Origin of the sequence: Paractinoplanes pyxinae, assembly GCF_026626335.1 — a bacterium.
In the GTDB taxonomy this organism is placed as follows: domain Bacteria; phylum Actinomycetota; class Actinomycetes; order Mycobacteriales; family Micromonosporaceae; genus Actinoplanes; species Actinoplanes pyxinae.
The window spans coordinates 159191-171432 of record NZ_JAPNTZ010000011.1 but is presented as its reverse complement, the minus strand read 5'-3'; the positions used below and the strand labels follow the sequence as shown (position 1 = coordinate 171432).

General features: G+C 71.6%; 10 protein-coding genes. 5 read left to right on the top strand and 5 right to left on the bottom strand.

What is annotated here, in order from left to right; all coding sequences use genetic code 11:
• Nucleotides 1-40: 40 nt before the first annotated feature.
• The 5 genes from OWR29_RS30075 to OWR29_RS30055 are packed head-to-tail and all read left to right on the top strand — an operon-like array spanning nt 41 to nt 4306.
• On the top strand, nt 41-484 hold the full coding sequence (locus tag OWR29_RS30075; protein ID WP_267566694.1) for an urease subunit beta: 444 nt from the start codon (nt 41-43) through the stop codon (nt 482-484).
• Nucleotides 481-2199 (top strand): urease subunit alpha, encoded by a 1719-nt coding sequence (locus OWR29_RS30070; RefSeq protein ID WP_267566693.1) that lies wholly within the window; start codon nt 481-483, stop codon nt 2197-2199. Before OWR29_RS30075 ends, OWR29_RS30070 begins: the two co-directional genes overlap by 4 nt.
• Before the next feature lie 7 nt (nt 2200-2206).
• Nucleotides 2207-2851 (top strand): urease accessory protein UreF, encoded by a 645-nt coding sequence (locus OWR29_RS30065; protein ID WP_267566692.1) that lies wholly within the window; start codon nt 2207-2209, stop codon nt 2849-2851.
• The gene (ureG, locus tag OWR29_RS30060; RefSeq protein ID WP_324291281.1) at nt 2841-3578 is read left to right on the top strand and encodes an urease accessory protein UreG; all 738 of its coding nucleotides are present in this window, start codon (nt 2841-2843) and stop codon (nt 3576-3578) included. The genes OWR29_RS30065 and ureG overlap by 11 nt, the downstream gene beginning before the upstream one ends.
• Entirely contained in the window at nt 3575-4306 is a 732-nt protein-coding gene (locus OWR29_RS30055; protein WP_267566691.1) for an urease accessory protein UreD, read from the top strand. Before ureG ends, OWR29_RS30055 begins: the two co-directional genes overlap by 4 nt.
• A gap of 183 nt (nt 4307-4489) precedes the next feature.
• On the opposite strand, the gene OWR29_RS30050 is transcribed toward OWR29_RS30055, so the two are convergent.
• The 5 genes from OWR29_RS30050 to OWR29_RS30030 all read right to left on the bottom strand — a co-directional run bounded on the left by OWR29_RS30050 (nt 4490) and on the right by OWR29_RS30030 (nt 12204).
• Complete coding sequence (locus tag OWR29_RS30050) at nt 4490-5392, bottom strand: sigma-70 family RNA polymerase sigma factor (protein WP_267566690.1); 903 nt, start codon at nt 5390-5392, stop codon at nt 4490-4492.
• 157 nt (nt 5393-5549) lie between these two features.
• Complete coding sequence (locus OWR29_RS30045; protein WP_267566689.1) at nt 5550-5801, bottom strand: hypothetical protein; 252 nt, start codon at nt 5799-5801, stop codon at nt 5550-5552.
• Nucleotides 5802-6102: 301 nt separating this feature from the next.
• Nucleotides 6103-8211 (bottom strand): serine/threonine-protein kinase, encoded by a 2109-nt coding sequence (locus OWR29_RS30040; protein WP_267566688.1) that lies wholly within the window; start codon nt 8209-8211, stop codon nt 6103-6105.
• A gap of 496 nt (nt 8212-8707) precedes the next feature.
• Entirely contained in the window at nt 8708-11440 is a 2733-nt protein-coding gene (gene cphA / locus OWR29_RS30035; protein ID WP_267566686.1) for a cyanophycin synthetase, read from the bottom strand.
• Nucleotides 11437-12204, bottom strand: a complete 768-nt coding sequence (locus OWR29_RS30030; RefSeq protein ID WP_267566684.1) for a cyanophycinase — start codon at nt 12202-12204, stop codon at nt 11437-11439. The genes cphA and OWR29_RS30030 overlap by 4 nt, the downstream gene beginning before the upstream one ends.
• Nucleotides 12205-12242: the final 38 nt, after the last annotated feature.

Sequence of the window (12242 nt, the reverse complement as noted above, 5' to 3'; positions counted from 1 at the left end):
GCGTCAAGCGGATCGAGCCGACTTATCCACAGGGGGCGGCGTGACCATTCCGGGTGAAGTGCTGTTCGGGGACGGCGATATCGAGATCAACGCCGGGCGGCCGACCGTTTCGATGACCGTGCGGAACACCGGCGACCGGCCTGTGCAGGTGGGATCGCATTTCCACTTCGCCGAATCGAATGAGGCGCTCGAGTTCGACCGTCAAGCTGCCTGGGGATGTCGGCTGGCTGTGCCGGCGGGGACTTCCGTGCGCTTCGAGCCGGGTATCCCGCGGGACGTCACGCTTGTCGCCCTGGGCGGGGCTCGCGTCGTCCCGGGGCTGCGCGGGCTGGCCGGCGGCCCGCTCGACAACGGTGGCGGCCCACTCGACAACGGCGGCGCGGCCGACAACGGCGGCAACGGCGACAGGGGCGAGCCCGGCTCTTCCGCGCGCTCGAACGACGTACGCGAAGAAGCCGTGCCTGAGAACGGGAGCCCGCGATGACCACGCTCGACCGTGGGCGCTACGCCGCCCTCTACGGGCCGACTACCGGTGACCGCATCCGGCTGGCCGACACGAACCTGCTCATCGAGGTCGAGGAGGACCGCAGCGCCGGACCGCGGCCCGGGGATGAGGTTGTGTTCGGCGGGGGCAAGGTGATCCGGGAGTCGATGGGGCAGTCGCGGGCCACCCGCGCCGAGGGCAGCCCGGACACGGTGATCACCGGGGCCGTCGTGCTCGACCACTGGGGGATCGTCAAGGCGGACATCGGCATCCGGGACGGCCGGATCGTGGCCCTCGGCAAGGCCGGCAATCCCGACACCATGGACGGCGTACACCCTGACCTGGTCATCGGGCCCGGCACCGAGATCATCGCGGGCAACGGCAAGATCCTCACGGCGGGGGCGATCGACAGCCACGTCCACCTGATCAGCCCCACGATCCTCGACACCGCCCTGGCCACCGGCATCACGACCATCGTGGGCGGCGGCACCGGGCCGGCCGAGGGCACCAAGGCCACCACCGTCACCCCGAACGCCTGGTATCTGGCCCGCATGCTCGAGGCCATCGACCCGTACCCGGTCAATGTCCTGCTTCTCGGCAAGGGCAACACCATGTCGCAGGAGTCGATGTGGGAGCAGCTGCGCGGCGGGGCCGGCGGTTTCAAGTTGCACGAGGACTGGGGCACGACCCCAGCGGTCATCGACGCCTGCCTCCAGGTGGCCGACGCCTCCGGGGTGCAGGTGGCCATCCACACCGACACGCTGAACGAGGCCGGCTTCGTCGAGGAGACGCTGCGGGCCATCGCCGGCCGGTCGATCCACGCTTACCACACCGAGGGCGCGGGCGGCGGCCACGCGCCGGACATCATCACTGTCGCTTCGCAGGCGAACGTGCTGCCGTCGTCGACCAACCCGACGCGGCCCTACACGCGCAATACCCTCAGCGAGCACCTCGACATGCTGATGGTCTGCCACCACCTGAACTCGGCCGTGCCCGAAGACCTGGCTTTCGCCGAGAGCCGCATCCGCCCGTCCACCATGGCCGCCGAGGATCTGCTGCACGACCTGGGCGCGATCTCGATGATCGGCTCCGACTCGCAGGCGATGGGCCGGGTCGGCGAGGTGGTCCTGCGGACCTGGCAGACCGCGCACGTCATGAAGGCCCGCCGCGGCTCCCTGCCCGGCGACTCGGCCGCCGACAACAACCGGGCCAAGCGGTACGTCGCCAAGTACACGATCTGCCCAGCCGTGGCGCACGGCATGTCGTCGCAGGTCGGATCCGTCGAGCCGGGCAAGCTGGCCGATCTGGTGCTGTGGGACCCGGCGTTCTTCGGCGTGCGGCCCGCCCTGGTCGTCAAGGGCGGGATGATTGCGTACGCGCAAATGGGTGACGCCAACGCGTCGATCCCCACGCCGCAGCCCGTGCTCCCGCGCCCGATGTTCGGCGCGCACGGCGTCGTCCCGGCTCAGACGTCGCTGGCCTTCGTGGCCGAGGCCGCCATCGACGCGATGCTGACCGACCGCGTCGGCGTCAAGCGCGCGTTCACCCCGGTCGAGGACACCCGCCGGGTCACCAAGGCCGACATGCCGCTGAACGACGCGCTGCCCGAGATCCTGGTCGACGCGGACACGTTCGAGGTGCGCGTCGACGGCGAAGTGATCGAGCCGGACCCGGTCACCGAGCTGCCCATGGCCCAGCGCTACTTCCTCTTCTGACGTTCATATGGGCCTCGCGACTCTGCTGGTGCTGGCCGACGGTCGCCTGCCGTCGGGCGGGCACGCGCATTCGGGCGGGCTGGAGGCGCAGGTGTCGGCCGGGCGGGTGCGCGACCTGGACACGGTCGCCGAGTTCCTGCGCGGCAAGCTCGCCACCAGTGCGCTCGTCGCAGCGGCTTTCGCCGCCGCCGCTTGCGAACGACCGGGTCGGTCACCCGAGCTCGATGCGGGCTTCGATTGCCGTACGCCGTCACCCGCGCTCCGCAAGGCCTCGCGCGCACAAGGCCGGGCGTTACTGCGGGCCGCGCGCGCCATGTGGGCCCTGCCGCCGGTCGGCCGCGAGCCGCACCAGCCCGTGGCCCTCGGAGTGGTGGCCGCGGCGGCCGGGCTCGCCCCGGTCCAAGCGGCCGTCGCGGCGGCGCACGGCACGGTGAGCGGGGCGGCCAGCGCCGCCGTACGGCTGCTGGGCCTCGACCCGTACACGGTGCACGCCCTGCTCGCCCGCCTGGCCCCCGAATGCGACCGGATCGCTGCCACCGCCGCGGCCCGGGCCGGTGACCCGGTCGACGACCTACCCGCCGCCGGGGCTCCCCTGCTCGACGTCGGGGCCGAACTCCACGCCACCTGGGAGGTGCGTCTCTTTGCATCCTGAACACTCCGTCGCCGGTGGGGCCCTCCCCCACCCCTCGGACGGCTACGAACACGACCACGACGGCGTGCCGCACACCCACCCCGACCCGGGCGTCGACCCGCACGCGCCGCTGGCCGCCGGGCCGCGCGCGCTGCGGATCGGCATCGGCGGCCCGGTCGGCTCGGGCAAGACGGCCCTGGTGGCCGCGCTGTGCCGGGCCCTCGGCGACGAGCTGCGCCTGGCCGTGGTCACCAACGACATCTACACCACCGAGGACGCCGACTTCCTGCTGCGCAACGGCGTGCTGCCGGCCGAGCGGGTCCGCGCGGTCGAGACCGGCGCCTGCCCGCACACGGCCATCCGGGACGACATCTCGGCCAACCTGGACGCGGTGGAAGACCTGGAGGAGGCGCTCGGCCCGCTCGACCTGGTGCTGGTCGAGAGCGGCGGCGACAACCTGACCGCCACGTTCAGCAAGGGCCTGATCGACCAGCAGATCTTCGTGGTCGACGTGGCCGGCGGCGATAAGGTGCCCCGCAAGGGCGGCCCCGGCGTCACCAAGTCCGATCTGCTGGTCATCAACAAGACCGACCTGGCCCCGATGGTGGGCGCCGACCTGGCCGTCATGGACCGGGACGCCCAGGTCCGCCGGGGCGCCCTGCCGACGGTGTTCCTGTCCCTGGTCGAGGACCGCCAGGCGACCCCGGTCGCCGAATGGATCCGCGGCCTGGTCGCGGCGCGCGTGTGAGAGCTCGCTCCCGGGTGGTCGCCGAGCCGGACGGCCACGGCGGCACCCGCCTGCCCGTCCTGCACAGCGAGTCGCCGCTGCTCCTGCGCCGCACCGGCCCCACGACGGTTCATGTGGTTGGTGGAGGCGCCGGACCGCTGCGGGGCGATGATCTGCGGCTCGAGATCGAAGTCGGTTCCGGCGCGACTCTGGAGATCCGCAGCGTGGCCGCCCAGCTGGCCCTGCCCGGCCGGGCCCACCTGCCGCAGTCCCGCCTGGAGATCAACGCGACGGTCGCCGCCGGTGGCACCCTGCGCTGGCTCCCGGAACCGTTGATTGCCGCTGCCGGATGCGACCATCTCTCGGTAACCCGGGTGGATGTGGCCGACGGTGGCTCCCTGCTCTGGCGCGACGACCTGGTCTGCGGCCGCCACGGTGAGGACCCGGGCGACTTCCGAGCCGACACTACGATCCGGTACGCCGGAAGCACCGTCTACCGCCACGAGCTATCCGTGGGCTCCCGCGCCCCGGGTTGGTCAGGCGCCGCCGTGCTAAGCGGCGGCCGAGCCGTGGGCACGGTGATCGCCGTCCCGGCCACGCTGCTGCCCCCACCGACATCCGGCCCCGGCGACTTCGCCATCATGCCGCTGGCCGGCCCCGGCGCGCTGGCCACCGCCGTCGGCACCGACATCCGGCCCGTACGCGCAGCTCTGGACCCTCTGACCGAACCGGCGCTCATCCACAGCTGACGGCGTGATGGACAGCCCTGTGGACAACGAGGGCCGTCCGGCTTGCCAATCGCGTACCGTCGCCGCCATGCCCTTGGGAGGGAGGGGGAGGCGGTGGCTCACCTGGCCCAATGGAAGATCAAATACGGGCGGGAACGGCGCGAGGGCGGCCCGTGAAGGCCGCCCTCGTCCTCTATGAATCGATCAAGCCGCGACCGCGATCGGCACGCCGTGCGCGTCCGTCAGAGCCAGGCGGGTGTGCAGGTTGCCCTGTTGCGCCACCCGGGCGAAATACTCCGTGCGGCGGCGTTGCAGGCAACCCTTGCGCGTACGCGGTCCGCCCGCCGCCACCGTCAGGAGCTCAGGCGCCAGCGAGCTGTTCAGACCCTCGCGCAGCAGCTGCAACGCCTCGGTGCGCAGCTGGGAGATGCGCGACTCGGTCACGCCGAGCCGGGCCGCCACGTCGCTCAGGGGCTGCTCCTGCAGGAACGACTCGGTGACGACCAGCCGCAGCCGCTCGGGCAGGGCCTGGATCGCCTGATGCAGGTAGCCGAGGCGTTCCCGCTTGAGCAGCAGGTCCTCCGGCCCTTCGGACGTCTCCGGCACCATCTCCTCGGCCGCGCCGGTCGGGAAGCCCTGCAGGCTCAGCAGGGCCGCCTTCTGCACGTCGTCCTCGACCGTGGCCAGCTCCGCGACGCCGATGCCGAGCAGTTCGGCCACCTCGGCGTCGGTCGGCGTGCGGCCGAGCGCCGCCGTGAGCTCCTGCCGGGCGGCCGCGCTGCGGCGGGCCCGGGCCCGCACCGAACGGCTCGCCCAGTCCTGCCCGCGCAGCTCGTCGAGCAGCGCGCCGCGGATGCGGACCGCGGCGAAGCGGTGGAAGGGGATACCGCGGGTCACGTCGAAGGACCGGGCCGCGCCCAGCAGCGCGGCGAAGCCGGCTGAGGACAGGTCGTCCGCATGGACGTGGCCCGGTACCCGGTTGAGAAGTTCCCGGACCAGATGGCCAACCATCGGCATGTGTTCGCGGACCAGGTCCTCGATGTCACGCGCGGAAGGCGCGTCGTGGGTCGTGCCGATGGTGGCGGGGAGTTCGGTCGTGTCCGTCACGTAGGCCTCCTCGCTCATACGACCGGTTGGGTGAAAACCGGCTGACGAGGAAGACTTTTGCCGTCGAAAGGTGCGAAGGCGGCCGAACTCGGTTGCTTTTCAGGTGCACTTCATGAAAAGGACTCAGGTTCTCAGGCGCGTACGGCGGACGCCTTACTCAGTTGAGGACGACCGCGTGGGGCTCGAGCACCTCGGTGAGCTCCGTGTGCACCCAGTGCATGCGGGCCACCGCCGTGTCCGGGTGGTCGCCGAACTCGAGGGCCACGCCGGCCGCACAGCCGTCGCTGCCGTACTGAAGGATCATGGTGGTCACCGCCTGCTCCACCGCCTCATGGGTGGGGCACTGCGAGGGCTGCAGGTCGGAGACGAACAGAGCCTCCGCCGCCAGATCCTTGACGATGCTGATCATGTCGAACTCCCCGATGGACTACCTTCTGTTCACCGCATCCAGTGCCCCATTGGCGGCATTTCAGACCGGATGCCGGCGCTCAGTTCCGCTCTCTCATCTTGACCCAGGACCGCCTCCGCCCCGGCCGCCACGCCGGGCGAAACGGAGGAAAGTGCCTTGATCATCACACTCACCCTAACTCCGCGGCGGTCCCGGCGGCGTCCGGTTTTCTACCGCAGCTCAGTTCACCATCCGACTCGCGCCACCCAGACACAACAAAAGGGCCGGCTCAGGTGAGCCGGCCCTTCATGTCACTACTCGATCAGTTGGCGCAATCCTCGGGAACGTCCGACTCACACGGTTGCCCGACGTCGTTGCCGGGCGTACCCGGCGGGGTCTCGACGTCAGTGATGGGTCCTGTCGTCTCGACCGGCGGCGTCGTGATGTCCGGGGTCGTCGGAATGGTCGTCGTCGGCAGAACCGGCGGCGGAACACTCGTCGTCTCGACCGGCGGACTCGTCGTTATGACCGGGTCCGGACTCAACGAGACGGTGCCCGGCGGAGGAGTTCCGATGGGATCCCCGCCGCCGTCCGGCCCCTTCGTGGTCGTCGGCTTGGTGGTCGGCGTGACGGTGATGATGCCGCCAGGGCCGACGGAGATGCCCGGGATCGGCGACCCAGTCGTCGGCGCCAGCCGCGTCTGACCGTTGGCCAGGTGCTGCACGTAGCGCGACGGCTCACCCGGCTTGGCCGAAACGAACGTCTCACACGTCGAGTCGTTCAGCGAGAACGCCATCGGCGGCGTGTTGCTGTCGACGTACCGGCCGCTGATCGGCACCGAAACCGTCTTGAGCGGATCGATCGCCGCGTTGGAGGTGACAGTGATGCCGCCCCCCTTGGCCGCGGACTGAGTCAGGCTGGTGTCGCCGTCGCCGGAAAGAACCTGGTCGCCCGGCATGATGAACCAGAGCTTCCAGTCCTTGATCGGCTTCTCGTTGCGGTTGGCCACGGTGACCTGGGCCTTGAAGCGACCCTTGGTGTCGGACCAGACCGCGTAGCTCACCACGCACCGGGCAGGCGCCGGCACGGCCGCAGCTGCCGGCGTGCCACCGTTGACGTCCTTGGGACCACCGGTGAGGCTCCACCCGTACGTGCCGACGCCCAGCAGCAGCACACCGAAGGCCACCACCAAAATACGGCGGGTCTTGGTCTGCGGCCCCTTGGCCCACGACGGCGCAGCCGAGTTGGCCGCCTTGTCGGGCGGGGACGGCGGCTGGTTGCCCACCGCCGGCCGCAGCCCACCATCGGCAGCAGCCGGAGCGGCGTTGTAAACCGGCCCCGACTTCAGCTCAGCGAACCGGCTGTTGCGAGCCGGAGCCGCCTCAGCCTCAGGCGTAGCGGCCGGAGCCGCGTCAGCCGGAGCCGCCGCGGGAGAGACCGGAGCCGCGGAAGCCGGAGCCGCCGCCGGCGACACCTGGGCCGCCGCCGCCATCTTGAGGATCTCGGCGTACGACTGCGCCGACGGCAGGATCGTCGTGTCCTCGCCGGCGCCGGACCAGTCCGGCACGTAGCCGCGGGCCGTAGCCGGCGCCCCGGCCGAGATGCCGGCCAGCACGTGTGCCAGCTCGGCGCTCGACGGCCGGTCGGCCGGCCGCTTCTCGAGGCAGCGGCCCACCAGGGCGTCCACCTCGCGCGGCAGGCCGTCGACCGGCGGTAGCGGCTCGGGCTCGGTGTACTGGTGAGCCCGCAGCAGCGCCGTCGTGGTGCCGACGTCCCACGGCAGCTGACCGATCAGCGTCCGGTAGATGAGCAGGCCGACCGCGTAGACGTCGGTCGCCGGGCTGACCTGGCCGCCCTCGAGCCGTTCGGGCGCGAGGTAGGCCGGCGTGCCGAGCAGGCTGCCGTCGGGGTCGATGTCGTTCTCGCCGATCAGGGCCGAGATGCCGAAGTCGACAACCTTGGCCCCGGTGGCCGTCAGCATGACGTTGGCCGGGGTGACATCACGGTGGACGATGCCCCGCGAGTGCGCGGCGGCGAGCGCCGCGGCCACCTCGGCGGTTATCCGCACGGCGTGCTGCCAGGGCAGCTTGCGCACGCGGGCGAGCACGGCGGCGAGGGACTCGCCGTCGATCAGCTCCATGACGACGTAGGGAACCGGCTCACCGTCGACGGTGGTCGCTTCGCCGTAGTCGTAGACATTCGTAATATTTGGGTGGCTGAGCCGAGCAGCAGCCTGAGCCTCCGCGCGCAGCCGGCGCCGGAACGCCGGGTCCGCGCTTGTCGACGGTGGCAGAACTTTCACCGCGACCTGGCGCCCGAGGACTTCGTCGAACCCTCGCCACACCACTGACATCCCGCCGGCGCCGAGCCGCTCGACCAGTCGATAGCGACCGGCCAGCAGACTCGAACCCGGAAGGTCCGTCGTGCTCATGTGCCCCCACATGCGCGCTTCGAAGAAACACCGAGTTGCACCGCCATGCCCCTCGGCGTCGGGGTGCCCGGCGAGTGCCGGGTTTTCCCCATCGACGGAAGGGATGCTAGCCGATGATCGGCCCCCGAACGATCCCGCGCACACGTGGTCTTACCTGCGGCTCGTCACAGTCCGTTTCGGCCCCGATCGCACCCGCGACGGGTGTCCGTCCAGTACCCGAAAGTCGGATCCCTGACCGTTTCCTGGGAGCATCAACCCGGCTTGCCCGCATATGCCCGCTTCATCGGAAGTTTCTTCCAGAACAACTTTGCCACCCTCCAGAATGGACAGTTCTACGAACTGTCGCATCGCCGTCACGTATAGCGAGACAAAGAGAAAACCGCCAAACAATCGCCCTGGAGCAATTGTTGAAGGATCTACCTGTGCAACCCCGCCTGAACGGTCAGTCGCATCGCCTGATCAGCCCATTCGGTGTGCCAACCTGGAGGAATCACTCTCAGCTGTGATATCCGGGGACCGGAACATGACCGTTCCCCATTAGTGAACTCCGTGGTGACGCCGACGACCGGGGACCACGTCCTGGCAGGGCCGGAACCGCCTCTCCCGCGGGCACCGCGCCCAGCTCGGCCAGCAGCCCCAGCACCGGCGCGAGCTTTTCGTAGAGCACCAGAACCACCTCGCCCGGCCCGGCCAGGCGCAGCGCCTCCACCACGGCGTCGTGCCACCCGGCGGCGCGCACGGCGGTGAGTAGCGGCCGGCGCGCCCGCATCTCACGTTCGACCAACGAGGACACCTCCCCCGGCGTACGCCCGCGCAGGTCCCCGTCGTCGTAGAGCACCGCCCGGCTGACGCTGTCGGCGATCACCTGCGCGCACGCCGCGAGCAGGTCGTCGCGCCGATCGCCGGGCAGGGTCACCGCAGCCACGCACCGATCCGGCCCCCACAGCCGGTGCAGCGTCCGCAAGGTCGCCGCCAGCGCCGCCGGGTTGTGTGCATAGTCGACAAATACCGACACGTTCCCGAGGCGCAGCAGCGTGCCGCGTCCGGCGTTGTCGACGGCCGGGTCGAATTCGGCCAGCCGCCGGCACACCGCCTCCTGCCCTGCGCCCAGCGCCCGGGCCGCCGCGATCGCGGCCAGCGCGTTGGCCACCACGTGCGGCGCCGCTCCCCCGTACGCGCCGGGGATCTCGGCCGCCCGCATCAGCGGCGTCCGCCGGGCCCCGGTCTGCTGCACCACCCATCCGTCGCGCAGCAGGTAGGCTGTCGCCCCCTTGGCCAGGTGCTCGTCCAGCACGGGCGGCCCCTCGTCGAGCGAGAACCAGACGATCCGCTTGCGGTCGGCGCGCACCCGCGGCCGGTCGACCAGGCTGCGCACCCACGGGTCGTCGGCGTTGAGCACGAGCGTGCCGCCGTCGCGCACCCGCTCGGCCACCAGCGCCTTCACGTGGGCCAGGTCCTCGATCGTGGCCAGCCCGTCCTGTCCCAGGTGGTCGGCCGTGATGTTGGTCAGCACCCCCACGTCCGACCAGTCGTAGCCGAGCCCGCGCCGCAGCAGGCCCCCGCGCGCCGTTTCCAGCACTGCCGCCTGTACGCCCGGGTCGCCCAGCACCATCTGGGCCGAGAGCGGGCCGGTCGCGTCGGCCCGATAGATCACGCGCCCGTCGACCCGTACGTCGTCAGTTGTCGTCAGACCCACCCGCAGGCCGTTGTCGGCGAGCAGGTGCGCGGTCATCCGGGCGACCGTTGTCTTGCCGTTCGTGCCGGTCACCGCGACCGTCGGGATCCGCCCGTCGCTTCCGGCCGGGAACATCGCCCGCACGATCGCGTCGCCCACGTCCCGCGACCGGCCGCGCACCGGGGCCAGGTGCATGCGCAGACCGGGTACGGCGTTCACCTCGATCACCCCGGCCGTGACCTCTTCTCCCCCGTCCACCGGCGGCAGCGGCTCGTCGATGCCGGGCAGCCGCAGGTCGATGCCGGCGATGTCCAGCCCGAGCAGCGCCGTCACCCGCAGGCAGAGCCGCGCCACGTCGGGGTGCACCTGGTCGGTGACGTCGCAGCTGGTGGCGCCGGTCGACAGGTTGCCGGTGGCGGCCAGCTCGACCACGACGCCCTCGGCGGGCACGCTGTCGCCGGTGAGGCCCTGTCGTCGCAGCGTCCGGGGCTCGGCCGCGACCCGGGTCAGCACCCGCGAGTGCCCGACTCCGCGCCGGGGGTCGGCGTTGACCTTCTCGATGAGTACGTCGATCGTGCTCACACCGTCGCCGACCACGTGGGCGGTGATCCTTTCGGCGGCGGCCACGATCTCGCCCGCCACCACCAGCACGCGGTAGTCCCGGCCGCCGAGTTGCCGCTCCACGATCACGTCCCGGCCCGCCTCGGCGAAGGCCAGTTCAACTTCTTCCCGCGTACGCAGGTGGAGCGCGACATGCTCGCCCTGCCGCCCGCATCGCGGCTTGACCACCACCGGCCCGCCCAGCCGGTCGAGCCAGCCCACCGCCTCGTCCGCCGTCCGCGCCGCCCCGCCCACCGGCATGGGCACCCCGGCCTCGTCGAGCAGCCGCCGGGTCACCTGCTTGTCGCCGGCGATGTCGATGCCCACGCCGCTGGTCCGGTCGGTCATCGCCGCCCAGGCCAGCCGCCGCCGGTTGCCCCAGCCCAGCCGGAGCAGGCTCAGATCGTCGAAGCGCTCGACCGGGATGCCGCGGCGCCGGGCGGCGGCGATGATCGACCGGGTGCTGGGCCCGGCCGCCTCCCGCTCGGCCCGCGCCGCCAGTTCGCTCAGATCGGGCGCGGCCGTTCCGCCTTGCTCGACCGCCAGCACCAGCTCGACGGCGGCTTCCAGCAGCTCGCGCGGCACGTCCGAGCCGGGCGACTCGTCGACCGGGCACTCCAGGATCAGGTCGTAGCAGCCCGGCTCGCCGGCCGACACCGTGCGCCCGAAGCTGACGTCGCGGCCGATCACCTGGGAGAGCTCCAGGCTCACATGCTCGGTGACGTGCCCGAAGTACGTGCCGCCGCGCAGCCGGCTGACGAACCCACCGGGCGCGCCGGCCGCGCAGTGGTGCTCAGCCAACCCGGGCAGGGCGCGCAGCAGCCTCTCCGGAAAGCCGGTGACGTCGCAGGTCTCGACGCCGGTCAGCCGCCCGAGGCGCAGCCGCGCCACCACGGCCGGGCGGGACAGATAGACGTTGGGGCCGCGCAGCCGGCGAAGGCTCTCGATCTTCATGGGCGGGGCTCCCGGCCCGTCAGGTGGAAGGCGTGCCCGGCCGGCAACACGTGCAGGCTGCATCCGGCCAGCGTGATCGGACCGGCTTCGGGCGTACGGATGTCGGTGGCCCGCCCGGCGTCGACCACAGTGACCGCGCCGCTGCCGAGCACCTCGAAGGCGTCGCCGTCGGTGAGGATCGCGGTGTCCTCGTCGATGCCCAGGCCCAGCTCATGCGGGTACAGAGCCACCGCGCTGAGCAGCCGGTTGATCCGCCCCCGCTCGGCGAAGTGCTGATCTATCAGTACGCCGGGCAGGAACTCGAGCCCCGGCCCGGTGCGCACGCTGGCCCGGCTCACCCCCGGCCCCTCGCCTTCGACGATCATCGTGCCGGACATCATGGCCGCGCCCGCGCTCGTGCCGGCCAGCACCACCGTGCCCGCCGCGACCAGTTCCTGCAGCAGCGTGTCGGTGGCCGTCCCGCCGATGATCCGGGTGATCCGTTCCTGGTCGCCGCCGGTGAAGAAGACGCCGGTGGCCGCCCGCAGCACCGGCTCGACCCGCGGGTCGTTGGCGGCCACCCGGTCGCCCAGGCGCAGGGCCTCGACGTGGCGGGCGCCGTGCCGGTCGAAGGCGGCCAGGTGCTCGGCCTCCGCCGCGTCCGGATCGGAGCTCGCCGTCGCGATCACCACGATCCGGGCGCCGGGGCCACCGGCGAGCTCGACGAAACGGCCGAGAAGGGCCGGACCGGCTGCGCCGCCGATGATGAGCAGGCGACTCGTCACGCCCCTGAGGTTAATCGGAACAAATACGAAACATCCGG